The organism is Streptomyces sp. AC555_RSS877 (assembly GCF_019049245.1).
Classification (GTDB): Bacteria; Actinomycetota; Actinomycetes; order Streptomycetales; family Streptomycetaceae; genus Streptomyces.
This window is the reverse complement of the sequence record NZ_JAGMUK010000216.1, coordinates 240,409-265,003: the sequence shown is the minus strand read 5'-3', so window position 1 is coordinate 265,003 and position 24,595 is coordinate 240,409. Positions and strand designations below refer to the sequence as shown.

22 protein-coding genes are annotated in these 24,595 nt (G+C 71.2%); 4 read left to right on the top strand and 18 right to left on the bottom strand.

What is annotated here, in order from left to right; translation table 11 throughout:
• Window positions 1-14: 14 nt before the first annotated feature.
• Window positions 15-1,136: a glycosyltransferase gene (locus KUM49_RS43680; RefSeq protein ID WP_217242503.1), complete on the bottom strand. Its 1,122-nt coding sequence runs from the start codon at window positions 1,134-1,136 to the stop codon at window positions 15-17.
• A gap of 407 nt (window positions 1,137-1,543) precedes the next feature.
• Complete coding sequence (locus KUM49_RS43675; protein WP_254402702.1) at window positions 1,544-2,380, bottom strand: thioesterase family protein; 837 nt, start codon at window positions 2,378-2,380, stop codon at window positions 1,544-1,546.
• A gap of 953 nt (window positions 2,381-3,333) precedes the next feature.
• Between KUM49_RS43675 and KUM49_RS43670 the strand changes: the two genes are divergently transcribed.
• Window positions 3,334-5,322: an ATP-binding protein gene (locus KUM49_RS43670; RefSeq protein WP_254402660.1), complete on the top strand. Its 1,989-nt coding sequence runs from the start codon at window positions 3,334-3,336 to the stop codon at window positions 5,320-5,322.
• A 69-nt stretch (window positions 5,323-5,391) separates the two neighbouring features.
• Here the strand turns inward: KUM49_RS43670 and KUM49_RS43665 are convergent, their stop codons facing one another.
• From KUM49_RS43665 to KUM49_RS43650, 4 genes are read right to left on the bottom strand one after another with little or no spacing between them, the layout of a single operon-like run.
• Complete coding sequence (locus KUM49_RS43665) at window positions 5,392-6,078, bottom strand: response regulator transcription factor (RefSeq protein WP_217242500.1); 687 nt, start codon at window positions 6,076-6,078, stop codon at window positions 5,392-5,394.
• A gap of 40 nt (window positions 6,079-6,118) precedes the next feature.
• Entirely contained in the window at window positions 6,119-7,354 is a 1,236-nt protein-coding gene (locus tag KUM49_RS43660; protein ID WP_217242499.1) for a sensor histidine kinase, read from the bottom strand.
• Entirely contained in the window at window positions 7,351-7,947 is a 597-nt protein-coding gene (locus KUM49_RS43655) for an SRPBCC family protein (RefSeq protein WP_217242498.1), read from the bottom strand. The genes KUM49_RS43660 and KUM49_RS43655 overlap by 4 nt, the downstream gene beginning before the upstream one ends.
• A gap of 51 nt (window positions 7,948-7,998) precedes the next feature.
• Entirely contained in the window at window positions 7,999-8,229 is a 231-nt protein-coding gene (locus KUM49_RS43650; protein ID WP_217242497.1) for a hypothetical protein, read from the bottom strand.
• Window positions 8,230-8,383: 154 nt separating this feature from the next.
• Here KUM49_RS43650 and KUM49_RS43645 point away from each other — a divergent pair, with 154 nt between their 5' ends.
• Window positions 8,384-8,569 (top strand): peptidase inhibitor family I36 protein, encoded by a 186-nt coding sequence (locus KUM49_RS43645; RefSeq protein WP_217242496.1) that lies wholly within the window; start codon window positions 8,384-8,386, stop codon window positions 8,567-8,569.
• Window positions 8,570-8,727: 158 nt separating this feature from the next.
• Here the strand turns inward: KUM49_RS43645 and KUM49_RS50535 are convergent, their stop codons facing one another.
• The 7 genes from KUM49_RS50535 to KUM49_RS43610 form a co-directional block, all read right to left on the bottom strand.
• Window positions 8,728-9,408 (bottom strand): carbohydrate-binding protein, encoded by a 681-nt coding sequence (locus KUM49_RS50535; RefSeq protein ID WP_308407005.1) that lies wholly within the window; start codon window positions 9,406-9,408, stop codon window positions 8,728-8,730.
• Between the two features lie 707 nt (window positions 9,409-10,115).
• A complete protein-coding gene (locus KUM49_RS43635) occupies window positions 10,116-10,712 on the bottom strand; it encodes a phage tail protein (RefSeq protein ID WP_217242494.1) in 597 nt (198 codons plus the stop codon).
• Entirely contained in the window at window positions 10,709-12,667 is a 1,959-nt protein-coding gene (locus tag KUM49_RS43630; protein WP_217242493.1) for a putative baseplate assembly protein, read from the bottom strand. Before KUM49_RS43630 ends, KUM49_RS43635 begins: the two co-directional genes overlap by 4 nt.
• Window positions 12,668-13,132, bottom strand: coding sequence for a GPW/gp25 family protein (locus KUM49_RS43625; RefSeq protein WP_254402659.1), 465 nt, complete (start codon window positions 13,130-13,132; stop codon window positions 12,668-12,670).
• Entirely contained in the window at window positions 13,132-15,036 is a 1,905-nt protein-coding gene (locus KUM49_RS43620) for a VgrG-related protein (protein ID WP_217242492.1), read from the bottom strand. The genes KUM49_RS43625 and KUM49_RS43620 overlap by 1 nt, the downstream gene beginning before the upstream one ends.
• Complete coding sequence (locus tag KUM49_RS43615) at window positions 15,036-15,764, bottom strand: LysM peptidoglycan-binding domain-containing protein (RefSeq protein WP_217242491.1); 729 nt, start codon at window positions 15,762-15,764, stop codon at window positions 15,036-15,038. The genes KUM49_RS43620 and KUM49_RS43615 overlap by 1 nt, the downstream gene beginning before the upstream one ends.
• 8 nt (window positions 15,765-15,772) lie before the next feature.
• Window positions 15,773-16,198: a phage tail protein gene (locus KUM49_RS43610; protein ID WP_217242490.1), complete on the bottom strand. Its 426-nt coding sequence runs from the start codon at window positions 16,196-16,198 to the stop codon at window positions 15,773-15,775.
• A 2,242-nt stretch (window positions 16,199-18,440) separates the two neighbouring features.
• Here KUM49_RS43610 and KUM49_RS43605 point away from each other — a divergent pair.
• Window positions 18,441-18,647 (top strand): hypothetical protein, encoded by a 207-nt coding sequence (locus KUM49_RS43605; protein ID WP_217242489.1) that lies wholly within the window; start codon window positions 18,441-18,443, stop codon window positions 18,645-18,647.
• A gap of 333 nt (window positions 18,648-18,980) precedes the next feature.
• Entirely contained in the window at window positions 18,981-19,964 is a 984-nt protein-coding gene (locus KUM49_RS43600; RefSeq protein WP_217242488.1) for a hypothetical protein, read from the top strand.
• A gap of 220 nt (window positions 19,965-20,184) precedes the next feature.
• Here the strand turns inward: KUM49_RS43600 and KUM49_RS43595 are convergent, their stop codons facing one another.
• The 5 genes from KUM49_RS43595 to KUM49_RS43575 all read right to left on the bottom strand — a co-directional run bounded on the left by KUM49_RS43595 (window position 20,185) and on the right by KUM49_RS43575 (window position 24,581).
• Entirely contained in the window at window positions 20,185-20,343 is a 159-nt protein-coding gene (locus KUM49_RS43595) for a DUF6760 family protein (RefSeq protein ID WP_217242487.1), read from the bottom strand.
• Window positions 20,340-20,831: a hypothetical protein gene (locus KUM49_RS43590; RefSeq protein WP_217242486.1), complete on the bottom strand. Its 492-nt coding sequence runs from the start codon at window positions 20,829-20,831 to the stop codon at window positions 20,340-20,342. The genes KUM49_RS43595 and KUM49_RS43590 overlap by 4 nt, the downstream gene beginning before the upstream one ends.
• Window positions 20,831-21,274: a phage tail protein gene (locus tag KUM49_RS43585; protein WP_217242485.1), complete on the bottom strand. Its 444-nt coding sequence runs from the start codon at window positions 21,272-21,274 to the stop codon at window positions 20,831-20,833. The genes KUM49_RS43590 and KUM49_RS43585 overlap by 1 nt, the downstream gene beginning before the upstream one ends.
• Window positions 21,275-21,343: 69 nt before the next feature.
• On the bottom strand, window positions 21,344-22,894 hold the full coding sequence (locus KUM49_RS43580; protein WP_217242484.1) for a phage tail sheath family protein: 1,551 nt from the start codon (window positions 22,892-22,894) through the stop codon (window positions 21,344-21,346).
• A gap of 220 nt (window positions 22,895-23,114) precedes the next feature.
• The gene (locus KUM49_RS43575; protein WP_217242483.1) at window positions 23,115-24,581 is read right to left on the bottom strand and encodes a hypothetical protein; all 1,467 of its coding nucleotides are present in this window, start codon (window positions 24,579-24,581) and stop codon (window positions 23,115-23,117) included.
• Window positions 24,582-24,595 lie beyond the last annotated feature (14 nt).

Genomic DNA, 24,595 nt, shown 5'->3' with positions numbered 1-24,595 from the left:
GTTCAGCGGGTGTGTCAGTGGTCCCGTAGTCCGGTCAGCAGGGTAAGGACTTCCTCGGCCGGGGTCATGGCCGCGATCACCGCTGCCGCGTCCTGGGCGGCCGTCCGGTACGACGGTCTTTCCAGCACCCGAGTGACGGCGGCACCGGCCTCGTCCGCCGCGCCGATGACTTCGGCGGCCCCGAGGGCCGCGGTCCGCTCCGCGTTCAGGGGCTTGTCGAGTCCCAGGGGCCAGATCACCATCGGGACACCGGCGCCGAGCACCGACAGCACCGTGCCGGCGCCACCGGAGGAGACCACCGCGTCCACGCCCTGGAGCAGAAGCCCCATCGGCACGAAACCGGTCACATGGACACCGTCCCCCTCCACAGGCAACGTCTCTCCCTCGACTGACGGCGGAAGCGCGACCACCACGTTCACGTCCTGGCCGGCGAGCGACGCGACGATCTTCACGAGGGCGTCGGAGTCGTCGATGATGGTGCCCAGGGTCACCAGCACCCGAGGGAGATGCTCACGGCCGGGGAACGACGGCCGGCGCCACTGCGAGGTCTTCTCGGACTCGTGTGCCTCGGGCCGGATGGTGACGCGGTCCGCCGACGGCTTCCAGTCGTCGCGCTGGAGACAGGAGGGCCAGGGATCCACCGAGGCGAAGGGCAGGGTCAGAGTGATGCCCCGCTCCGCGGCGCGCGCCATGGCAGTCGACCGCATCGCCTCCGCCAGGGGAGCCTCCAGCGCGATGCCCACACCGTGGGACGCCCACTGCACTCCCAGCTCCGAGGCGACGAGCGGGCCGAGGAAGTCCGCCGTCTCGGCGACCACCAGGTCGGGGGCGAACTCGCGGGCCGCCGGCAGTGCCTCGTCGGCGCCCAGGTCGACTCGGGTACCGCCGAAGAACTCGCCGGCGGTCGCCGGAGACATGTCGGTCGTGGCATCCTTCCCGGTCCGCTGCTGGAACTCCACCAGAGTCGCCTCCAGCGTGGCACCCGCCGGAACGACGGGAGCGGGACCCACGACGGATTCCAGTGACGGGTGCGTGAGGAAAGCGGTGGTGTGACCGGCCCGGCGGGCGGCCCTCTCCAGGGGAAGCAACGGCAGCAGATGGCCGTAGGCCGGAGTGCCGGAGAACAGAATGCGCATGGAACACCTTCGACAGAACGAGAGTCGGGCCGACAAGAACGTGCCACGGTGAACGGCGTGGCAGTGCCCACGAAGGTCCCGCCGTCGCGCACCGGATGGCCGCGGCCGGACCTCGTCATCCCATCCTGACGGGTCGTGATCACCGAAACCGCAGCTTCGGGCCGCTCAGAATTGCTCACTTCCGCCAAGGCGGGCCACCACGCCGCGAAGCGGTTCCCCGGCCGCGACGTCGTGCGGGACCACGGGCCACAGTCCGTACACGTCCCAGCAGGGACGGACACCCGTTTCGGGCTCGGTGCGTGGCCATCGCCGGCAGTGGCGACACACGACGCCGTCGTCGCTGCGGTCGCCCGCCCCGACCGATGCCTCCCAGACGATCCGACAGCCGGACCCGTCGTCCGCGCGGTTCACACGAAGGCCGCGAATTGACGTGACTGCAGGACAAGCTCGCCGTCCGAGTCCCAGACCTCGGCGTCCTCGACGACGTGGTCCTCCCTCAGTGCCTTGGTGCTCGTGCGCACCTGCAACCATCCCGGAGCGGGGAAGCCGCGGATGTGGGCCGTCAGCTGCACGGTGGGAAGCCACCCGACACGGCCGAAGTCGAAGGAGATCGGAGGAAGGGCGTGCACAGCGGCCAGTAGCGCCAGAGGGTCCGGGTCACGGCCGTTGGCCAGCCGGAACCAGCCGTCGAAGTGGCCGGTGCGCGAGGGGGAATCGAAGGCCCAGCCGGCGCACTCAGGCGTCAGCCGTATGTCGATGCCGGCCAGGTGGCCGAGGCGTTTGGCCGTTCCGCCGGGGGCATCAGCACGGGCGATGCAGGCCGAGGGCGGGGTGATGGCCGGCGGCAGCGGGGTGTGGACGGGTGCCTGAGAGGCGAGGGTTCCGTGCGAGACGAGGGCGCGCAGCCGCTCGATCTCCCGGTCGTCCTCCGTCTTCTGGGTCAGCGAGACCTGGGTGGTGGTGAAGCGGCTGCCGCGCTGGATGACATCGGTGTGTATGCGGACCGGCCCCGGACGCGAGGCCGTGAGGAAGAAGGCGCTGACGGAGCTGGGAAAGAAGCGTTCCGCGCGTACGGCCGTCGCCGCCGCTGTCGCGCGGGCGGCGACGGCCAATAGGATCCCCCCGTCGATGCCCTCGGCGGTGCCCCACACCGGTGAAAGATGACTGTCGAAAGTTCCCGGCGTGTCCGTCCGTCTGACGACGGACGTGGCCGCTAGGAAGTCGGCGCTTTTGGCGCTCTCCATCTGCTGCACCTCGGGATGGTATAAGCCCGGCTGGACATGCATACCGAGGTGAACAGCTAATGATCATCGTGTGGGCATAGTTCGGCAGTCTGCTGTGGTGCCGCCTTGCCAACGGGGTGACGGTGTGCAGGGCCTGTCCGCCGTCCCGTCCTGTGCGCCACCGGCTCGGCGCAACCGGAACAGGGGATTTCCGGCCGCTTCGACGGGCGTTGGGCCGTCGAGTGAGCAGTACTGAGCAGAAGTTGGCGAATGTGTGAGCGCCGCCCGGCATGGACGTCGCAAACGGAAGAATGCGGGCACACCGCCGTGCGCGTTCGCCGCAGTGTGCATCTGGCGGGCCCGGTCGGGCCACTGCTGCTCTGAGTGACAGCAGGGGCGTTCCAGGCCCGCTTCATCTGCCGAAACGAGCTTCCGGCCGCGATGACCGAATCCACCGGTGGTTACTTTGGGTGACCGCAGGGTTTCGTGCACACCTCCCCCGGACGGAGTGCGTTCCATGTACGGAACGAGATTGTCGGCGGGAAGGGCGATGCCTCTCTTCCTATAAAGTAATTGATCTATACAACGCGAATATGGCCTCGTGTGCGGCGTGGCGCTGCGCATGCGGGCCGAGTACGGACGTCCGGTGCGACAGCGTCGACGAAGGCCTGTCGGTCACGTGGCGTCACATGAACTGCGTGCGGTCAGCTCACGGTGAGTCATGGGGGGAGCGGTGACGTGAAGTCGAAGCGCGTCGGCCCGCGGGTCGGCTGCCCGTCCGGACGACCGTGCTCCAGGAGCGCACGCACACACCGAGCCGCACGGGGCAGGTCAGCCCAACGCGGTGCACAGTGAGGAAGGACAGGAACGGAATGGCGACGGAAGATTGTGCCTCCCGCTCCGCCGGTGAGACTTCTCGCCCGCATGGTCCGGACCGGCGCGGCCGGTTCGCCGACAGGCTCGCTACGGCGAGAATGCAGAACTTCGTCGGCCGTGAGGAGGAAGTCGAACTCTTCCGCCGCGCTCTGAGCGGAGTGCCGTCCGCACCGTCGGTCATCGTTCTGCACGGACCGGGCGGTATCGGCAAGAGCGCACTGCTCCAGCGCTACGCAGTCGAGGCCCGTAGTGCGGGCAGGCCTGTCGTGTCCGTGGACACCCGCACGATCTACCCTTCCCCGGCCGCCTTCGAGCAGGCGGCGACCGGTGCCCTGTTCCAGGACGACTGTGTTCTGATGGTCGACAGTTTCGAACGCTGCCGGGACATGGAGGAGTGGTTACGCAACCGTTTCCTTCCCCGGCTGCCCACCGGCGTACTCGTGGTCCTCGCCGGCCGCCTACCGCCCGGTCCCCTGTGGCGCACCGACCTCGGATGGCGCGACCTGATGAGGGTCGTGCCACTCTCCGAACTCGACGCGGACGAGGCGGCAGGACTTCTGGCGGGGCAGGGAGCCGACCCGACCGCCCACAGGGAGCTCCTCGGCTTCGCGGGAGGCAATCCGCTCGCTCTGCGGCTGGCCGCCGAGGTCGCCGCTCACGGCAGCACGGACGGCACGGTCTGGGAGCCGTCCAGAGCGGTCACCGAGCAACTTCTGTCCCACCTTGTCGGTGACCTGCCCTCTCCCGCCCACCGTCACGCTCTGGAGATCTGCGGCCACGCGCTGGACACGACGGAAGACCTGCTGCGGGTGGTGCTCCCGGAAGAAGACGCCACCCAGTTGTTCGCTTGGCTGAGGCAGCTTCCCTTCGTCCGCTCCGGCCGGTACGGGGTGTACCCGCACGACGTCATTCGTGACTCGTTGGACAGCGACTTCCGCTGGCGGGACCCGGACCGGTACATGGCGATGCACCGGGCGGTTCGCCGTCACCTCGTCGAGCGCATCCGCAACGCGCCCGAGCGAGAGGCTCTGAGGGCCACCGGTGCCTACAACTACATCATCTCCAGAACCTCGTGGATCCGGAAGTTCCGCGGCAGCCGGGACGAGGGAGGCGCCTACGAGGACACGCCGCGTCCGGAGGAAGCCGCCGAACTGGTGCGCATGACGCGGGAGATCGAAGGCGAGCAGAGCGCGGCCGCAGTCGAGTACTGGCTGACCCGGCAGCCCGAGTCCTTCAAGGTGCACCGGCGCTACAGCTCCAACGAACTGCTGGGCTTCATGGCGTGGTTGCGCGTCGAGTGGCCCGACGCGGACATGCGGCGGGCCGATCCCGTCGCGGCGGAGGCCTGGGACGCCGTCAGCGTCATGGCCCCGCCGCGCCACGGCGAACATGTCAACATCGCCCGCTTCATGGTGCATCGGCACACTCCGCACCGACCGTCCCGGGCCTGGGACCTGGTCCACATGCGCATCATCTTCGAACTCCTGCGGGCGAGGCACTGCGCGTGGTCCTGCGTGGTGATGGCGGATCCCGAGTTCTGGGAGCCGCTGATGACCTACATGGACATGTTCCAGCCGCCAGGCCGGTCCGGACGGACACCGGGACTCTTCTGTCATGACTGGCGTGCCGTGCGTGTCGACGAGTGGGCGGAGGGCATCGACGTCCGCCTGCTGGGCGGGCAGCCGGAGAAGCCCGCGGAGGAACCGAAGGGTGTCAGTGTCGCCCTGACGCGTGCGGAGGCCGATGCGGCCGTCCGTGACGCGTTGCGGAACTGGCTCGATCCCGACGCGCTCGCCGTCAGTCCACTGCTGAAGTTCAGAATTATCGAGGCCGACGACGGCTCCAAGGCGGTGGCGGCTCTGCAAGAGGTGCTCAACAAAGCTGTCCAGCGGCTCCAGGACAACCCCCGCACCCAGCACCTGCATGCCGTACTGACGATGACGTTTCAATCGGCGCACACCCAGGAGGCCATGGCGCGTCGGCTCAACATGGCGTTCAGTACGTATCGCCGCTACCTGACGCGAGCCATCGACGAGGTACAGGAGCGGGTGTGGCTGTGGGAGACACAGGGACACGTGCCCGACTGATGCCACGGACGCCGGCCGGGTGCGTCGACAGCTACGCACCCGGCCGGCGGAGGACTCTCCTGGACGCGGTCAGTCGGCGTCGCTCGAAGACGGAGTGGAGGGCTTCACGAGCCCGCAGTCGTAAGCGAGGACCACGGCTTGCACCCGGTCGCGCAGCTGGAACTTGTCCAGGATGTGGGCGACGTGGGTCTTCACCGTCGTCTCACCGATCCCCAGTTCCCGCCCGATCTCGGCGTTGGACAGTCCCCGGGCCAGCGTGCGCAGGACGTCCAGTTCGCGTGCCGTGAGCGCGTCCAGACGGGGCGGCTGGGCGGGTGCGGTCTGCAACGGCAGAGCGGCGAAGCGGTCCAGGAGCCGCCGGGTGACACGGGGAGCGAGTACCGCGTCGCCCGTCGCCACCATGCGGATCGCCTCGACCAGGGAGTCCGCCGGCCCGTCCTTCACCAGGAAACCGCTCGCTCCGGACCGCAGCGCGTCCACGACATGTGCGTCCAGGTCGAACGTGGTGAGGATGATGACGCGGCTGGACGGATTGTTCCGGACGATCAGCTCGGTGGCCTCCACACCGTCCATGGTGGGCATCCGGATGTCCATGAGGACGACGTCGGGTGACAGCCTCTCGGTCTCCGCGACGGCCTCCCGCCCGTCGGACGCCTCCGCCACGACCTCGATGTCTCCCTCGGCCTCCAGGATGAGCCGGAAGCCCGTCCGGATCATGGGCTGGTCGTCGGCCAGCAGTACGCTGATGGGCCGCATGCGCTTCCGTTCCTTCATCGAGGTGTCGTCGTCGGTCGGATCACGACAGGTCCAGCACGGCGTGCACACAGTAGCCGCCGCCGGGGCGTATGCCGGTGTGCAGGGTGCCGCCCACCGCGGCGACCCGTTCCCGCATGCCCACCAGGCCGTGGCCGGTGCCGTGCGCGATCGCGGTGGGGTTCCGCGCGGCCGTTAGCGCGTCGGCCGGGCCGTCGTCGCAGATCCGGACCGTGAGCCGGGCCGGGTCGTCGTCCCAGACGAGACGCACCCGGGCACGGGCCGGCCCGGCGTGCTTCATCGTGTTCGTCAGTGCCTCCTGGACGACGCGGTAGGCCGTCAGATGCGTACCGGCCGGCAGGGGCAGCGGTGTGCCCGACACCGCGAAGTCGATGTCGAGACCGGTGGCCCGCACGGAGTCGACCAGCGAGGGAACGGCGTCGACGGTCGGCTGCGGTGGCTCCTTGGAGGGATCACCCTCGTCCTCGTCCGTACGCAAGACGTCCAGCAGCCGGCGCAGCTCCGTCACGGTGTCCCGGCCGGTCTGCTCGACCGCCGCGTGCAGTTCATGTGCCTTGTCCGGCGTACGGTCCTGCACGCGGTCGGCGGCGATTGTCTGCACGACCATGAGGCTCACGTTGTGCGCGACGATGTCGTGCAGCTCACGGGCGATGCGCGTCCGCTCGTGCATCACCGCCGCGCGGGCGTTGGCGGCCTGCTCCCGCTCCAGCGCGGCCGCGCGTTCCACGGCCTCGTCCCGGATCGCGGCACGGGCTCTGGCGAGGCGGCCGAGCGCCCAGGCCGCCAGCAGAAGCACGGCCATGGTGACGAACGCGGCCAGCCGGTGACCGACCGGTGCGAGCAGCGCCTCGGCGAGTGCGTCGAGGGGGATGAACACCCCCGCGACGACGGTCGTGAGCCAGGGCCCCCGGCGCACGGCGGTGAGGAACACCGCCGTGGCGACGGCCAGGTAGGTCGGACCGATCGACGTGCCCTGCGGTCCCGCCACCTGCGGTACGTAAGAGAGGCCCTGCAAGGTGGTTGCCGCCGAGGCCGTGACCAGCAGGGTCACCAGTGGGGCCCGGCGGTGTACGGCGAGCGGCGCGGCGGTCAGCAGCACGAGGGCCAGCCACTTGTCGTCCGGTGTGCGCAACGCCTGGTCGCCCGCCGGGACGACCTCGGGCAGCGCCAGGCAGCCGCCGGCCGCCAGGACGGCCAGCGCCATGTCGGTCAGCGCGGGCGGCATGCCGCGCCCGGCCAGGGACCTCATTGCTTTCATACGGCAACAGTAGAGCGGCTCCCGCGCCGGCCCCCCGTACGCGAGGTGGAGCCGGACCCCCGTTCCTCCTTCCTGTTGCCCTCTCCCCGAGGAGGAGGCGGCGGCGCACACGAAGGAGGCGGCGGCGTCGCGCGCACGTGCGTCGCTCCGCCGGGCCGGCCGGCGGCGAAGTGGTGCCGCAGGGCGGTCAGACCGCTGCCGTAGAGCTCCTCGACGAGTGCCTGGGCGCCGACGGCGTCCCCGGCGTCCTCCTCCGACTCCGCCCACCACTCGACGAACGCCTCACCCGTGTCCACCACGGGCAGTACACGCAGCGTGGAGACACTGCGGCGGACCGGGAAGGGGTGCTCCACCAGCTCGTAGGTGAAGGTGCGCCGGACGTCATCGAGGGCGGTCAGGCGTTCCAGGACCTCGGTGTCGCCACCGGCGAAGCGCAGCCGTCGCAGCGCCCCGATCTCCGCCGGGCCGCCTTCTTCCAGCACGCTGGAGGCGATCGCCGGATGCCAGCGCGGCAGGCCGTCGAAGGGGCGGACGACCTGCCAGACGGCTTCGGCGGTGGCGCATACGACAGCGCTGACATACGTGTGGGCCATGAGGTGCTCCGGAGTGAGGGGTGGGTCGCTTCGCGTGGGGTGTGCGGCCGGTCAGGCGTCGACGGCCGCGTGCAGGTCCTGGGTCACCGCAGCGAGGCGGTGGCGGTAGTCGAGTGACAGGGCGTCCGGCTCCGACGGGGCGGCCCGGTCGAAACTGTGGAAGTAGGCACCGGTGACCTCGGCCAGCGCGGGGTCGTCCACCAGGCGGCGGGTGGCCGCGACGCCCTTCTCCAGCGGTTCGTCAGCCGGCATGCCGGACGCCTCGGTCAGCGTCGTCGCCATGAAGGTCGCGGGGTGAACGGCGGTTCGACCGAACGCGGGGGTATGAGTAATGCGAAGTTGCGCACCAAGGGATACGGCGTCGGCGCACTGGCTGGCGCGCTGTGCGCGTCTTCGACGCCGCCGATTTCACCGGACTGCTGGAGAACCGGCCGCAGTGGTCGCCGCGCTGCCCGCCCAGAAGGACGACAAGATCCCCTCGATCGTCAACGACTCCGACTACCGCGTCCGTGTCTTCGAGGACAAGAACTACCTGGGCGAGTGGCTGGAGAGCGGCCCGCACGAGAGCTGGGTCGCCCCGCCCGGGTGGGACGACCGTATCTCCTCCTACTTCATGTACTAGGGGGGTTGCCCTGTCAGCCAGGCTCTGTCGGGTACGTCCATCACCCTCTCGGCCGAGCTCGTCTGAGCCGGCCGTACCGTCCGGCGACGCCGCGCCTCACCTCGTGAGGCGCGGCGTTCCGCCGTGCGGGGTCACGTCGCCCGAGCCGGATTCCCGCGTCAGCCGCTGTTGCCGCTGGACGCCCCGAAGAACTCGATCTCGGCGATCGCCAGTTGCTTGTCCTCGGACGCGTTGTAGGCGGAGCCGACGACGAGGCGCACCGAGGTCACCTCGCCGACCGTGAACCGCCTGCGCTGCGCACCCGCGCCCTGGTCGAAGGTGAGCCTGCGCGTCACCTTCTTCCCCTCCGCCGTGGTAATGACGGCGTCTACCTGGTGCGGCTGGGCCGACTTGCCCAATTGATCGCCCCGGGCGGACACTCCGGGGGTGATGACCAGGTCCAGCAGCCGGGTCGGCCGGTCGAAGGCGGCCTCCAGCCAGTCGCCGTCGCCTGACTGCGACACCCCGGGACCCCACCAGGTGTTGTTGATCCGGTCGAAGGCCAGCGGGGCGCCGTGCCCCGCGTACGACCGTGACGCGCTGACCCGGTCTGGAGCGACGGGCGCCCGCTTGACGAAGTGGTCGCGGACCGCGTCGATGGCGGGGCCGGTGTACACCACCGCGCACGCGATCAGGGCCAGCACGACCGCCGCGCCCAGCCAGTTGCCGACACGGTCGAAACCGAACCGCAGCCGCGGGCGGTCCCCGGCCCACGGCGCGGGACGGTTACGGCGGTCAAGCAGACGCCGCCACCACGGTGGCACCGTCGTAGCGTCGTCGGCCGTACGGGACATGGGCATGGCGCAGCGGTCACAGAAGTGGCGCACCGGTTCGTTGGAGGTGGAACACCAAGGACAGGGAATCCCGTCGGGGACCACATCAGGGCGCCCGGGAGCGCGCACCTGCAGCACCTGGGCTTCGGGGCGTCCCGGCAGGACCGGGGCGGCCTCGGGGGAGGTCTGCCGCGGCTGCCGGTCCGGTACCGGCACGATCAGGTTGCGCGCGCGGGTGGACGCGGAGGCCGCGGAACTCTCAGGGGCCGGGGCCGGGGCGGAAGGCGCTGGTGGTTCTGTCGGCGCGGTGGCATCCGTGTCGGCCCGGTCCTCCGGATCCGTCCGGGGCCGCGGGGCACGGACGGTGTCCGGTTCGGCACGTGGGGCGGAGTCCGGCGTCGCGATGCGGGCAGCCGCCTCCCCAGCGGGGGCGCCATCGGACGCCGGCGGGGTGTCCGCGGCGGCCCGCGCCGACGCAGGGGCAGCAGCGGTTGTCGTGGCCGTCGGACGGGTCGACGCGTCGTCCGACGCGTGGCCGGACCCGGCCGCGGTGGACCCGGACCCGGCGGGTGCGGCGGGCGGTCGGCGTGCGGCGGACCTGGAGGCCGGCTGCGAGGGCCGGCCCCAACTGAGGACGGCGCCACACGCGTCGCAGAACGGCTCGTCCGGATCTGCCGCGCTGTCGCACTCGCCGCACCGGTGCGTCCCGTCCACGGAGCGCGGGGCCTGGCTGGTCATGAGGGCGGATTCCCTTCGGTGGTGATGTCGAGGGTGGTGGTGTCAGTGGTGACGTCGGTGGCGATGACTTCGGTGGTATAGGGCATGTGCGCGGGCCGGGCGGCCGCCACCAGGGCGTCCAGCCGGTGCCGGTCGGCGGCCGTGGGCCGGGGCAGCCGGAGCGTCACGGTCAGGTGGGGGCGGACGGCACCCGGTACGGGGCCGAGCGGCTTGGAACTCCACCCCGCGGCACCGCTCTCGTCGATCTCCGGCAGCACCCCGAAACCGAGCCGCACCGCCTCCGCCAGCCCTTCCCGCGTACCTCGGATCCGGTGCAGCCGGGCCGCCGCGGCGACCGCACGGCGCAGCCGGTCCTCCGGTTCGCCGCCGTCGGTCTCCGCACCGACCCAGCCGCCCAGGCAGCGGGTGTGGTCCAGCGGCGCCAGCGCCGGAGTGAAATAGGCGTCCAGATTGTCCAGAACGACGAGGATCGGAGCCATCACCTTGTCCAGCCCCTCGACGAACCGCTGTGCCAGCTCGTCCTCGGCGAACACGGCAGGGAGGAGTTCCCCGATCGGCAGCGCGGAGGCGAGCCCGTCGACGGAGCCCCTCACGTGTCGTCCCCCAACACGCGGACCCGGTGGTCGAAGGAGAACACCAGGGCGGGCGGGGCCAGATCGATACGGTCGTTCGACTCGCCGCGGCGGCCGGTCAGCGGATCCGCCGGATGCAGTGTGACCTTGTCGACGAGTTCGACGCCGGGCACGCGCTGCAGCACGGCGAAGATCTCTCCCGCCTGCACGGGGCGGCCGAAGGACCAGCCCGTGCCCTCGCTGCCGCCGGTCAGCGGGTCGAGGTGGCGGTAGAGGGCGTCCAGGGCCCGGCGGCGTACCCGGTCGGTGTCCATGCCGGGGAAGGCGTGCAGCGTCGCCACGACGGTGACGCCCTGGTAGAAGGGCGGGCCGACCGCCACCCGGGTACCGATCAGCCGCCGCTCGTCGAGGTAGCGGGTGATGCGCCGCAGCAACGCGTCCTCGGGCACGAGCTGCTCGAAGCGGAGCCGTCCGCCGGGGTCGGGCACGGCCTGCGGGACGACGAGGACCCGTACGGCGTGCGCGCCGTGCTCGCTCTCCTCGCCGGCCAGGCAGGTGATCCGGGCCGTGTCGGGCGCCGCGCGCCGTACCAGTTCCTCGTAGTCGCGCAGGGTGACGGCGCGTTCCTGGGCGCGCAGGGTGATGGGGGCGCGGACCTTGGCCTCCTCGACGGTCTCACCGTCGACGCCGCCGCGGGCGGCCTCGCGGTTGACAACCTCGGTTACGTACGGGAGGGAACTGCGCAGTACCCGCACCGCTCCCCGCGCCACGTTGCCGGCCCGGCCGCCGCCCGTACGGTACAGACGTGCCCGCACCGCGGCCCCCTTGGCCGGGACCGCGCCGTACTGCCGGAGTGTGCCGTCGGGTTCCCGCACGGCCGGGCCGAAGGACACCTCGCCGGTCGTGGCGTCCAGCGTCACATGCCGGTCGGTGGGACCGGAGGCGGCGAAATCGGCGACCACCTCCCAGTCCCGCCACCCCCCGTCCTCGGCGACCTGCGGGTGCAGCGGCGGCCGGTCACCGACGACCGGAGCGTGGGCGAGGCGCATCCGCTGTCCGGGCAGTCCGGACGACTCACCGAGCGGCTCGTCCCGTACCGTCTCGGCGTGGACGGCCGTGGTGGTGCCGCCGATGGTGAACGCCTCCGCCGCGCGCACCGTGGGCGACAGTGAGTAGAAGGGCTGCCCGGCCTGCGGGGCGGTGACCCGGCAGCGCAGCCAGCCCGCCTCGTGGCCCGCCGCCCGTGACACGGTGTGCTCACCGGGGACGTGCAACACCACCTCGCCGGGCCGGTTCAGACCGCCGGTGCCGTCCCGGTCGACCTCACACGCCATCCACCCGTCCTCGGTCCACGCCTCCCACACCAGCGGGGGCTGGCGCGGGTCGACGCCGACACCGTCGACGCGGCTGTCCAGGTCCAGTACGACCGCGCAGTGCGGCACCGCCGCGCTCAGACCGAGCAGCATGCAGTCGTCGGGGCGCGGCGACTCGGAGAAGCAGTGGACGTCCTTGGCCGCGGTGAGATCGTCGGTGACATCGGTCATGGCCTCACCGGCCCGGTGCACCAGCAGCCGGTCGAGGCCGCACGACACCACCGTGAGGTTCCGCTCGGTGGTGAAGACGACCGCTTCCTCGGCCTCGGTCCGCAGCGTCGAAGTCTCCGTGCCGGCGGGCACCAAGAGGGCTTCCTCCAGCGGCGCCGACAGCCAGAAGGTCATGTCGGTGCGGGCCGCCGCCGGCGGGAAGAGGGTGATGCCGACGAGGTCGAGGAAGGCCAGGTAGTTCTTCTCCGGCACCCGGTTGAGACGGTAGACGATCTGGTCGGCCATGTGGGCGACAGTCTCGACGAGGGTGACGCCGGGGTCGGAGACGTTGTGGTCGGTCCACTCGGGGGCGCGCTGCTGGATGTAGCGCTTGGCGTCGTCGACGAACTGCTGGAAGCGGCGGTCGTCCAGGTTGGGGGAGGGCAGGGCCATCTAGTGATCGCTTTCTGCGGCCGGCACGCGCGGGCCAGGGCCCGCGGCTCCGGCCGGTGCATCGTCGTGGGAGTCGTGGGAGGGGATGACGTAGAAGGGGAAGACCAGGCTGCGGGGGTTGTTGGTGCCGCGGATCGTGTAGCGCACGTCGATGAAGAGCACGCCCTGCTCCCCGCCCGCGGTCACCTCCACCTCGCCGACCTCGATGCGCGGCTCCCAGCGGTCCAGGCTCGCGTGCACCTCGTACTGGATGCGTCCGGCCGTGGCCTCGTTGACGGGTGCGAACACCAGGTCGTGGATGGCGCAGCCGAACTCGGGGCGCATCGGCCGTTCACCCGGCGCGGTGGCCAGTACCAGCCGGATGGCCTCCTCGATCTCCCGTTCCCCGCTGACCAGGGCGATGCCCCCGGTGGGTCCGATCCTGAGCGGGAATGCCCAGCCGGAACCGACGAACTGTTGGGCCATTACAGAGGCACCGGCTTCCCGTTGATCGTGACGAGTCCCATCAGCGGCAGGGTCGCGCCGCGGATGCTGACATTGGCGACCGCGTTGACCTGGACGCTCGCGGTGGCCGACAGGGTCGCCGCGCCCAGCGACTTCAGGCCCAGCGCGCCCTTGGCGTCCACGTTCACCGGGCCGGTGGTGGAAGAGAGGTTGACTGGGCCGCGGCCGGTGAGGGTGAGGGTCCCGCCGCTCTTGATGCTCAACGAGCGGCGGGCGGACAGGGTCAGGTCGGTGCCCGCCTCGACCGACACCGACCGGCTGCCCCGGATGCTCACGGTGCCCTTGCTGTCGACCGTGATCTCGGTCTTCGTCCGGTCGAGGTGGATGGTCAGCCGGTCGTCGCCGCTCGCCAGCCGCACCCCCTGCCGACGGGCGCCCGTCTGCTGGCTCAGCAGGTCGACGCGGTTGCCCTGCCGGTCGGACAGGGTGTGCCGCACCGCCTGCTGCTTCAGACCGTCGTGCAGCGGTACGTCCTTGACGACCGTCGGCTTGTCCTTGCCGTTGTACAGGCCGCCGATGACGAACGGGTGGTCCAGAGCGCCCCGGTCGAAGCCGACCAGCACCTCGTCGCCGACGTCCATCGGGAAGATGCCGCCGCCCGCCTTTCCGCCCATCTGCACGGTCCGCGTCCAGTCGCTGACGTAGGTGTCGTCCAGCCAGGGGAACTGAAGCTTCACCCGGCCCGCCTTCAACGGATCCTGTACGTCCGTCACCAGGGCGTTCGCCACACTCGGCAGCCGCGAGGCGGAGGCGGCGCCGTCCGAACCGGACGTCAGCCCGTACAGCGAGCGCCACTGCCGGCCGCTGACCGTCACCCAGGTCTCGTAGTGCTTGCCGTCACCGAAGACATGACGCACCGACGTCACGGTGTACTTGCCCTCGAACGGCTTGCCCACGTCCGTGAGGGCTACCGGCACACCGGGCCGCAGCTCCGGGTTGCCCCGGACCGTCACCTCCAGTTCGGCGAAGGAGGAGGTGACGTCGTCGGCGAGGGAGTCCGCCGCGTGTTTCACCTCCGCCTGCCGGTCGTAGGGGACATGGGTCTCCACCAGGGTCGCGGCCTTGAACGCCCCGCCCACCTCGCCCGGTGTGGTGCCGATGCCGACCGCGGGATTCGACTGGGCGGGAGAGGTGGCCGTGAGCCGCTTCTTGGCCAGTACGTCCCAGCCCCGCGCCTCGACCCGGGCCACCTGGTCGGCCGAGGTGACCGCGGCCCGGCAGCGCAGCACGTCCGTGCCCGCCTGGAGGACGAAGGGGCTCTTCTCACCGGGTGTGCCCACCGCGGGCGCGCCCGAAGCCGGCTCCGGTATGACGAACCGGAACCGTCCCTTCGAGTCCAGGGACATCACCATCTCGTTCTCGTCGGCGAGCCGGGCCAGGAAGTCCCAGTCGCTCACGTTGGCCTGGCTGATGAACTCGTAGACCGTCTTGGTGGCGCTCACCTTGCCGACGGGGATGCCGTTCAGCCCGGCCAGCCTGCGGGCGATGTCGGACGCCGTCTGGTTGCGGTAGGCGGCCACCCGGCGCTGGCGCAGCAGGCGGTGGCCCGGATCGTAACCGCGGACGACCGTGAAGGTGCCCGTGCCGTCGTACTCCGTCTCCAGGCCCGTGACCTCACCGGTCAGCAGCGGGTTCGAGGCGCCCTTGCCGTCGGCGACGGGGGCCAGCACCACCTTGGCGCCGATGGTGACGCCCAGTTCGCCGAGGACCTTGCGGCGCGGATCGCGGAAGCTGAGCCGGAACGCCCCGGGCACCCCGGCACCGAGATCGACCCAGCCGCCCACCAGCAGCGGAGCGATCGGAGCGGGCAGCGGCTTACCGCCGATCCGGACATCGATGACACTGGAGAACGCCGACTGCACCATCAGCCGTTCACCTCCTCGCCCGCGGGCAGTACCAGTTCGGTACCCGGCGCGAGCCGCGTCGGGTCGTCGATGCCGTTGGCCTCGGCGATGGCACGCCAGGCGGTGGAGTCCCCGTACTCGCGCCAGGCGAGCGACGGAAGGGAGTCACCGGCGACCACCCGGTGCACACGCCGCGCGGTCAGCGCGCCCGATGTCGGGTTCTGGCCCTTTGCCCGGCCGGGGATCTCGTGCAGGTGTACCTGGCAGGTGGCCCGGATCGGTGCCCCCGTCGTGCCGAACAGGGTGTACGTGGCCTGCACGGAACTCACGTAGGAGGTGAACCGCGCGGTGGAGAACGAACCCCACTGGAACACCACCCACGGGGTCGAGGGCTGCTTGGCCGCGATGCTCTTCTGCGTCACCTCACAGCACGAGAACAGTGCTTCCACCTTCTTCAGCACACTGTTCCCGCCCGGCTCGTTGGAGGAGTCCAGGAAGATGTCGACGGTCAGTTCCCGCGGTTCGGGCCCCATGAACTCCGGGAGCGCGCCGTCCCGTACGGCGGCGGTCGGTGTGGTCTTCCACTGCGCACGGCGGCTGAGCGCCAGTTGCGCCGGGTTGAAGTCGAAAGCGAAGGTCTTGATCAGCGAGCCGGGGGTGGTGCTGTGGCCGACCGGTGGTTCGTGGATCGCCAGCGCCGCCTTGACCAGGCTCTTGCCCGCGCCGGCCTTGTTCGTCTTGCCTGCCATGCCGGGCCTCAGTTCGTGAAACCGTGGTGGGTGATCTCCAGGACCTCCGTCGCCACCCCTGGGCTCTCCGGGTCCAGGTTCGGCCCCTGCCAGCGCACCGGAAGCACGTCGATGAGACCCCAGCGGGCCACGACGGAGCCGTCCGCGCGCAGCGCGGCGATCTGTGCCGTCGGGCGGTTGATACCGGTGGCCACCGAGGAAATCCACGCCGCGGCCCTCGCGGTGTCCGGGGTGAGGGGCCGGGTGAGACGGATGCTGGAGTGCGTCACCCGGGAGGGCAACTGCCACACGAACCCGTTGTTCCCGCCCTCCTGGTGGTGCTCGATCTCCACCTCGGACGACAGCCCCTCGCACCCGTTGAAGTAGCCGAGGCTCTCGCCGTCGATGGTCAGGGTGAAGTAGATGGTGGAACCGGGGTCGAGGTCGCTGGGCATGGCTGGTCGGTCTTCTCTCTGGGTGGATGGGTGAACCGGTGGTGCGGGCGGCCGTCAGCGACGTACGTCCCGAAGCTGTCCGATCCGCTCACGGTCGCCGCGCAACTCGCCACGGAGCAGTCGGGTGAGCGGACCGACGAGACGGTGTGTCAGCTCGTCGAGCTGACCGTCAGTCAGGGCCCGAGCGTCGAAGACCGGGTCGGCGGTGCGGGTGGATGCGGCCGTTGCCGTTGGCTGCTTCGGCGGTGTGGCCGGTCGGGTGCCGGTCGGTGCCGGTGGTGCGGCTGAGGCCGGGGGGACGGCGGAAGTTCGTTGGAGGGTGGAGGGTGGCGGGGGTGCGGCAGATGCTGCGAGAGTCGCGGGTATTGGGGATGTCGCGGGTGCGGGTGGTTGGGCCGCGGGGCGGGGTGTGGGCATGGGGCCGGTTGGCAGTGGAGGGTTGGGAGCGGGCGTTGGGCTGAAGGCGGGGGTTGCGCCTGGGGCGGACGGGGTGCGTACGGGGTGGTCGTTCACGGGGGAAACGGGGTGCGGCGGTGATGCGGGGGCAAGGGAGACGACCGGGCGGGCCGTGGTGCTCGTGGTACCGGCCGCGTCCGCGACGCCCTTCGCGCCGACGACCGGCGAGGACAGGGAGACAGCACGCTGGGCGGGCGTGGTACCGACGAGCCCTTCCGTGTCATTGGTCGCGGAAGCGGATCGCGCCGGTGCGGCGAGTTGTGCCACGGGGATGTTCCGGGTGCGCGGACCTCGTGCGGGGAACGCCCCCGTACCCCGCACCGGACCTTGGCCGCTGTGCGTGGCCGGTGACGCCTGGAGGTGCTTCGAGGCTGTTCCGGGGCGCACCCGGCCAGGAGGTGTGGCGAGCGCAGGGGCAGGCGGCACCGGGGCGATATCCGAGGCGCCTGTTTCACGCCGCACCGCCGAGTGCGCGCGCGGGGGCTTTCCGCTCGTACCGGCCGTCGGTGCCGTCGGCACCAACGAGCCCCGAGAAGCGTGCACGGCGGTAGGGTTGTCGACTGCGCCGCCGCTCGCGGCGTCTGCCCCGGACGGCGAGTCGCCGGCGCGTCGCGCGCCGGGACCCGACCGCTGGACCTGGGCGGAGACATCCTCCGGCCGGGGCGCCGACCGGGCCTTCGGCAGGCTCTTCGCCGTGCCCTCGGTGCGGCTGGCCGACGGGGTCACGAGGGAGGGCGAGGGGGCACGCTGGACGGGGGGAGGTGTGATGCTGGACGGAGTGCGAGGTACGGACCCGCCCGTGGGTCCGGTGCGTACGCCCACCTGCCCGGTTCGCACCGGGACAGGTCCCTCGGCGAGAGACGGTGATCCCGTCTCGGTGCGAGGCCCGGTGGTGTCCTCCCTGCGGCCGAGGGCGGTACCGCCGTGCTCGGAGCCCGTGGCCGTGGCGGACGTGCCGGACGCCGCGGGGGGTGCCGTAGTGCCACGGCCGCGCTGAACATCGGGAGTCGGAGCACGTCGTAGCCGCTTACGCCGCTGAAGGAGGCCGCCGAGCAGTCCTGGGCGAGCGGGTGAAGGTGCCCGCTCACCGGCCGGCGGCCCGGGTGCGTCGCTGACCTCGGCGTCCGCAGCCTGCGGGCGGTGCGCTGCGGGAGCCGGGAGCGAGGGAAGACGTGTCGACGGCTCGGGTCCGTGACCGCCGGGCTGCTGGGAGTCCCCACTGGACTCCGGTCGCGTGAAGGAGCCGGACGACGGCAGGCCGGACGCGTCGGTGGACGCTGCCGAGGCGAGGTCGCGGAGTGGAACGGCCGCTGCTCGGGCGGTCTTCGGCGACTCCGGCCCCCGGAAGGTAGCGGGAACAGCGGCCCTGAAGAACGAGGTGGCCGGCGCACGCGTGGAACTGAGCCCACGTGTCGCGCTGCGGGAGGTGCCCGGGGCGCCGGTGTCCGGCACCGGGGGTTGGGCGGGAGGGCCGCCCACCGGGGGGAGTTCACGTTGCACGGGCGGGGACACCGGCCCACGGGAGACCTGGGGTTTCGCGTCACCCGGCGCACCCGTGGGGCCTTCGCCGACCCTGCGCACCCGGACACCCGAGATCACCCCTTCCGTCCCCGCTGCCGCGGGCTCGCGCGCATCGTGCCCCGACACCGGCAACGTGACCGGTGCCGCCGGTGGCGTGGCGGTCGGTCGAGTGACCGGGGTGGTGGCCCCGGCGGACGGTGACGTGACGGTCGTTCCGATGGCTCGACGCGAAACGGAAGCCACGGGCGTACCTGTGGATGGCGGCGTGGCCGGGGACAGGGAGGACGTCCCCGTGACCGGCAACGCGTCCGAGGACAAGGTCGTACCCGTGACTGGCGGCGGCGCGGTCGAAGGCATGGGGGTGCGTGGGGACGGGGACGCCGCCGGACCCGCGGGTGTGGTGGCGGACGCAGCCGAGCCCGAGCCGACACGTGTCGACGTGGTTTCGGCTGCGCTCTCGCCGGCTCGGTGAGCACGCTGGACCGGCGCGGGGGCGTCACCGCCCGCCGACTGCCGCGCGACCGGCTGCGACGCAGTCGGCTGGGGCCTGGACAGCGGCGCGCCCAGCGCCTGGTGCTCACGGCGTCCACGTGGAATGAACGCCGTGTCCGTGCTGTCCCGCGGCGCGTGGCCGACGGGAGCACCGAGTCCTTGTCGGCTGACCGGGCGCTCGCGCGCGACAGGCATGTCCGAAGAGCGCGACTGCACGGGCACGGTGGGTGCATCGGACGAGGATGCAGCGGACTCACCGGCCGCGTTCGACGGACCGGCCGTGCCCGAGGGACCTGTTGGTGACGGACCTGCCGTGCTCGACGGACGTGCCGTGGCGGAGGGGCCGGCCGTACGCGACGGACTGGCCGTGGCCGCTGGGCTGGTCGTATGCGCCGAACTGGACGTGCTGGAGGGACCTGTTGGTGACGGACCTGCCGTGCTCGACGGACGCGCCGTGGCGGAGGAACGGGCCGGCGACGGACCGGCCGTGCTTGACGGACGTGCTGTGCCGGAGGAAGCGACCGCACGCGACGGTCTTGCCGCACTTGACGAACTCGGCGTATGCGGCGCACTCGCCGTACCCGTGGCAGCCGCCGTGCCCTGGACGGTGGTTGCGCCGGACGCATCGTCAGTGCCTGGTACGTCGGCGGCGGTGGATGTCGTTGAGCGAGTGGTGGCGGTGGGTGTTCCGGAGTCGCGGCGAGCGCTGGTGTTCCGGTTCCGGGTGGGGACCGGGGTGGTCGGCGTGTGGGTCGGGGTCCGCTGGACGGAAGAGGTGTCCGGACTCATGGGGGACGGGACCGGGCGAACCGGGGCCGGACGGGGGAATGTGTTCGGCCCCGGGGCTGAGGGAACCGCCGGTTCGCCCACCGCCGGTTCGTCCACCGCCGGTTCGTCCATGGACGAACCGGCGGACACGGGCTCCGCCGCAGCGGCGGGCAGGGTGCGCAGCGCCGCAGCTGGTGACCGCCGCGCGGACGTCAGCGACCGCCGTCGAGCTCTTGGGGGCGTGGCCGCGGGGGTCACCCGTACCCCGGAGGGCACGGCGGCGCGCTGGACGACGTCCGGCAAGTGGTGCGCGCCCGCGTCCGCCGAGGGCTCGCCGGGAACCACCGGCAGCACCGTCGAGGGCTGTTCGAGTCCCGTGACCGGCCCCGTGACGCGGCCGGCGAGGCCGCTGATCAGTCCGCTGGGGGCGGCGCTGCTCACGGCGTGCGAGAGAGTGCCCGCGAAGGACGGGTTCCGCCAGGTGCTCAGACGGGCGCCGAAGCGCGCGTCGGTGACCGCGGTGCCGTGAGCCGCCGAGTCGTCGGTCACGCGCTGCACGGGCGGTGTCCCGAGCCAGGAAGGGCGGGGCCGGGGCACCGCCCCGGCCCGTGACCCGGTCCGGGCCCTGGCCCCGGCCCCGGTCCCCTCGGTAGCGAGGGCCCCTGTGGCAGCGGGAGCCCCGGTGCCGGCAGCGGACGGAACGGCACTCGCCGTCCCGCGGCGGAGGCGATTCAGGAAGGACATGCGGTTCACCCCTTGGCCGAGGCGCGTGTCACGAGATCGACGACGCGTTCCGTGTAGCGCCGCCGGTCGGCGTGTTCGAGGTCCAGAATGTCGTCCAGCCCCCAGTGGAAGTGGTAGGCGATGTACGCGATCTCCTCGTGCAGACGGTCGGTCGCGTACGTCACGATTCCCCCAGGCGGCTCCCGCCGAGTTCGACCTCGAACGGCTCCTCACAGTGCGGACAGGTGACTCCGGCGCGGGTGTGACCTTCCGCGTTGACCTGCCGGTAGAAGTCCTGGAGGAAGGCGAGGTCGGAGGCGAACATGTTCTCCACCACCCCGTCGTGCACCAGCGGCAGTGTCCCGAGGCGGGTGATGACCCGGCCCAGCAGTACCACCGACAGGTACGCGGAGTTCTCCTGGACCCTTACGTCCCGCAGCGGTACCAGTTCGTCGCGGGCCGTGGCCAGCCGCATCGTGCCGTTGCGGTGCACGGAGCCGGACTCGTCCACGTAGCCGCGGGGGAGTTCGAAGTCGAACTCGGTGCGCAGTTCGCGCAGCGGGCGGTGACCGGCGGGTTCACCCGCAGCCCCGTGCCCCCCGGGCGCCGGGGGGCCGGCGGGGGGCGACGCCGTCTCCGGCGCTGCGGGGGCGTGAGAAGCCGTTCGCCGCATTACTGGATGACCAGTTCTTCGAAGGTGATGGTCACGGTCTCGGTCAGGGCCGCCGCCTCGCCCGCCTTCACGGTGCTGGCCTCGATCTTGCTGCACCAGGCGTTGCGCATGTTGTATCGCTTGACCGGATTGTTCTGATAATCCATCACGATGATGCTGGCGTTCTTACGTGCCGTGGCCATCTGCCCGGCCACCGACTGGGTGATCCACTCGTCGAACGCCTTGGACTGCGTCATGCCCCTGACGACGGTGCAGTCACCGGCCTTCTTCACCCCCGGCATCTTCTTGGTGACGGGCTTGCCCTGGGCCGAGACCTGCTGGTACTCGATGACGTCCTGCTCCTGGCTCAGGCCGCTGACCTCCTGGAGGTACTCGACCATGACGCCGTCGATCTGCAGTCCGAAATTGTGTGAGGTGAGAGCGTCACCCGGCTGAAGACTCATGCTGTTGTACGCGTCCTTCTATAGCTGCGCGGTCATCGATGTGGTGGGGACGGAGGAGCGGGGTGCCGCTCACTCCTCCAGTTCGCCGCTGCCGCTGGAGAACTGGGCGAGGCGGAAGACCACGAACTCGGCGGGCTTGACCGGTGCCACACCGATCTCGCAGACGACCCGGCCGAGGTCCACGGACTCCGGCGTGTTGGTCTCCTCGTCACACTTGACGTAGAACGCGTCCTCGGGACGGGAGCCGAACAGGGCGCCGTTACGCCACTCGTTGACGAGGAACGCCGACACGTTGCGGTTGATACGGGCCCACAGCGCCTCGTCGTTCGGCTCGAACACCACCCACTGGGTGCCGATCAGAATCGACTCCTCCAGGTAGTTGAAGTACCGGCGGATGTTCAGGTAGCGCCAGGCCGGGTCGGAGGCCAGGGTGCGGGCTCCCCAGACGCGGATGCCACGGCCGGGGAAGGGCCGGATGCAGTTCACGCCGATGGGGTTGAGGAGGTCCTGCTCACCACGGGTGATCTTCATCTCGACGTCGACGGCGCCGCGTACCACCTCGTTCGCGGGGGCCTTGTGCACACCGCGCTCGAAGTCGTTGCGGGCCCACACGCCGGCGACGTGGCCGCTCGGCGGCACCAGCCGCGTCTGGCCGACGGCCGGGTCGAAGACCTTCACCCACGGGTAGTACAGCGCGGCGTACTTGGAGTCGTAGCCTGCCGTCTCCTGGCGCCAGACGCGGATGTCGCGGGCGTTGAGTCCCGGCGGCGGGTCGATCAGGGCGACCCGGTCACCCATCAGTTCGCAGTGCGCGATCAGACCGAGCTGCACGGCCTTGAGCGACTCGGCGTCGATGGCGCCGCGCTGGTAGGCGGCCATCAGATCGGGGACCGCGACCATGGAGATCTCGTCGACGGCCTCCAGACCGCCGAAACCGGTGCGGTCTGCGGGGTCGCCCAGGTACTCCGCCGGGCCCGGCTGGTCGCCGGTCGCCACGACGGGCGGGGCGACGGGCAGCGCGAGGGTCTGGTTCTCGGGACGCGCGAGCTGCGCGGCGGGAGCGGACTCCTGCACGGCGATCAGCTTCGAACGCTCCTTGACCTGCGTGACGACGTAGTTGCGGTTGTTCTTCTTGGCCGACACGTCGAAGGTCTCGGCGACCTTGCCGGCTTCCTTGACGATCAGCCGGAAGCGGTCGGCCGGGCCCTCGCCCTCGGCGTCGGCGACCTCGACGGTGACCGGGCCGGTGCCCGGAGCCGACGCGGCGGCAGTGACGGTGAACGTGCCCATGGGCAGCGGCTCGGCGGCCGGCAGCGCCGGCGTCGCGTCCGCGGCCTCGGCGGCCGCACCGCCCGGCACACCGCCCACGCGGACGACGTAGGCCGCGCTGCCGCCGTTGTTGAAGAACCCGTAGACCGAGTGAGCCAGGTAGTACCCATCGGCGAACTCGCCGAAGGCGGCCACGTACTGGGACCAGTTGGTCACCAGCGTCGGTTCGTTGAGGGGACCGGTCGGCGCGAGTCCGACGAAGGCGGCCACGGACGTGCCCACCCCCTCGATGGGACGTGAACCACTGGCCACCTCCTCGACGTAGACGCCGGGCGACAGGTACGACGGCATGCTCTGTTCTCCTCGGGGTGCATGAAGTAACTCTTCGAGCCTTCCTGGAGGAGGGGGTCCGGGTAAACGTCCCGGCGTCTCGCAGGTCGGGTAGTCGGCGATGCCCGGACGGGAAGCCTCCGACGGGGTCGCACAAGGGCACGTGAACGCCGAAGGGCGCACGCGACAGACCGTCGCGTGCGCCCTTCGGCGCGGTGCCGGCGTCCCGGCCCGGGCCCTCTCAGGCCCCGACCCGCCCCGGCGCCTTCGACCCCTCGGCCTCGGTTCTCGCCTCCGTGGGCGGCCCGCTCGCCGCCGTGCCGCGCGAGCGTGCCTCCTGGATCAGGTCGTCGACCCAGAAGGTGTCGGAGAACTCGCTGATGAGTCTCTGGATCGCCTCTCGCCGCCGCCGGAGCGTCTCCTCGCCACCGCCCATGCCGAACAGGCCCCCACGGCGTGCCGTGCCGCCGTCCACCTCATGGCCCAGCCAGGCGAGGACCTTGCCCGTCATCTCCTCGCGCCGTGCCTTGACACCCTCCGCCGCCCCGGCCAGCTCCTCGAAGCCGGCCGCGCCCTGAAGCATCAGGGCGTCACTCTTCAACGCCACCTCCAGGGGCAGAAACACGTTCTTCTCCAGGCCTGCCCGCTGGGAGGCCGGCCAGGACATGCCGCGCGTCTGCTGCTGCAGCCTCTCGTACCGGTCGAGCTGAGCCCCCGCGAAGCCGGCGTAGATCCTCGTCGTGTACTCCACCTCGTGCCCCGGCGACAGGTGCAGCGGACGGCTGCGCACCGCGGCGATGCGTGCCTTGCTCATGTCGGCCATGTCGACCCTGACCTCCTGGCTGATCACCTGCCAGCCGTCCGGGCCCTTCCACAGCATGTTGGTCGCCTCGAACAGGCTGGCGTCGCCCGGGGTCTCGTACTCCTCGACGCCGAACCAGTCGGTGGGGGAGCGGTCCCGGCGGAACTCCCGCGCGGGGCCGCGGTTGGTCGCGGAACTGGGCGACTGGTAATGCCAGGCGGTGAACTGCCCGTCGTCCGCCGCTCCTTCGACGGCGAAGGCGCAGCCGTTCATCGTGGCGGTGAACACGAACTCCGAGCCGGGGCCCCGTTGCCCGGCGTCCCCCGGTATCCGGGCATGGCCGACCGATTCCTCGGGCCGGGCCGTGCTGCCCGTCAGATAGGGAACGAAGGACGAGGCCAGGTACTCCTGATCGGTCATGGCGGACGGCAGGTGCGGATCGGCGGCGAGCGGCGCGAGCAGCGGGTCGTCGCCGTACGCCTCGACGTACTTCTCCACGGCCGGGGTGAGCAGGTACGCGGGTCTTCCCTCGGCGGTGCGCCGGGCGTCGGGCACCAGCACGAACCAGTGCCGGTTCCAGGCGCTCATCCGGCGGACAAACGCCTCGCTGTTCAACGTGAGGTCCGGCACGCGGTTGCGCATGCCCAGCGGGAAGTCCAGGGCGAGGGCGGTGTGCGACAGGAAGGTCCGCGGATCGTGCAGGAGGTCGTCCTTGGGCGAGCCGGGGGCCGTGCGCCGGCTGCGCCCGGCGCCCGCCGAGGACGCTCGCTGCACCATCATGCGTGAGACGGCCGCGTTCCCGGCCGCCCGCTGCAGCGTCGTCAGTGTCCGCGCGGCGTGCTCCGAGCCCTTCGCCGCGGTCTCGTCGCGCCGCACCGGTTCCATGGCGAGGCGACCGGTGGGCACCCTGCTTCCCGGCG

Excerpts from the sequence above, each read along its gene's own strand:
- KUM49_RS43650 (WP_217242497.1), bottom strand. The coding sequence starts at position 8,229 with ATGGCGACGACGCTGACCGAGGCGTCCGGCATGCCGGCTGACGAACCG.
- KUM49_RS43675 (WP_254402702.1), bottom strand. The coding sequence starts at position 2,380 with ATGGAGAGCGCCAAAAGCGCCGACTTCCTAGCGGCCACGTCCGTCGTC.
- KUM49_RS43590 (WP_217242486.1), bottom strand. The coding sequence starts at position 20,831 with ATGCGGCGAACGGCTTCTCACGCCCCCGCAGCGCCGGAGACGGCGTCG.
- KUM49_RS43630 (WP_217242493.1), bottom strand. The coding sequence starts at position 12,667 with ATGGCCCTGCCCTCCCCCAACCTGGACGACCGCCGCTTCCAGCAGTTC.
- KUM49_RS43660 (WP_217242499.1), bottom strand. The coding sequence starts at position 7,354 with ATGAAAGCAATGAGGTCCCTGGCCGGGCGCGGCATGCCGCCCGCGCTG.
- KUM49_RS43625 (WP_254402659.1), bottom strand. The coding sequence starts at position 13,132 with ATGGCCCAACAGTTCGTCGGTTCCGGCTGGGCATTCCCGCTCAGGATC.
- KUM49_RS50535 (WP_308407005.1), bottom strand. The coding sequence starts at position 9,408 with ATGCCCATGTCCCGTACGGCCGACGACGCTACGACGGTGCCACCGTGG.
- KUM49_RS43665 (WP_217242500.1), bottom strand. The coding sequence starts at position 6,078 with ATGCGGCCCATCAGCGTACTGCTGGCCGACGACCAGCCCATGATCCGG.
- KUM49_RS43615 (WP_217242491.1), bottom strand. The coding sequence starts at position 15,764 with ATGGCAGGCAAGACGAACAAGGCCGGCGCGGGCAAGAGCCTGGTCAAG.
- KUM49_RS43580 (WP_217242484.1), bottom strand. The coding sequence starts at position 22,894 with ATGCCGTCGTACCTGTCGCCCGGCGTCTACGTCGAGGAGGTGGCCAGT.
- KUM49_RS43585 (WP_217242485.1), bottom strand. The coding sequence starts at position 21,274 with ATGAGTCTTCAGCCGGGTGACGCTCTCACCTCACACAATTTCGGACTG.
- KUM49_RS43670 (WP_254402660.1), top strand. The coding sequence starts at position 3,334 with ATGCAGAACTTCGTCGGCCGTGAGGAGGAAGTCGAACTCTTCCGCCGC.
- KUM49_RS43620 (WP_217242492.1), bottom strand. The coding sequence starts at position 15,036 with ATGGTGCAGTCGGCGTTCTCCAGTGTCATCGATGTCCGGATCGGCGGT.
- KUM49_RS43610 (WP_217242490.1), bottom strand. The coding sequence starts at position 16,198 with ATGCCCAGCGACCTCGACCCCGGTTCCACCATCTACTTCACCCTGACC.
- KUM49_RS43680 (WP_217242503.1), bottom strand. The coding sequence starts at position 1,136 with ATGCGCATTCTGTTCTCCGGCACTCCGGCCTACGGCCATCTGCTGCCG.
- KUM49_RS43655 (WP_217242498.1), bottom strand. The coding sequence starts at position 7,947 with ATGGCCCACACGTATGTCAGCGCTGTCGTATGCGCCACCGCCGAAGCC.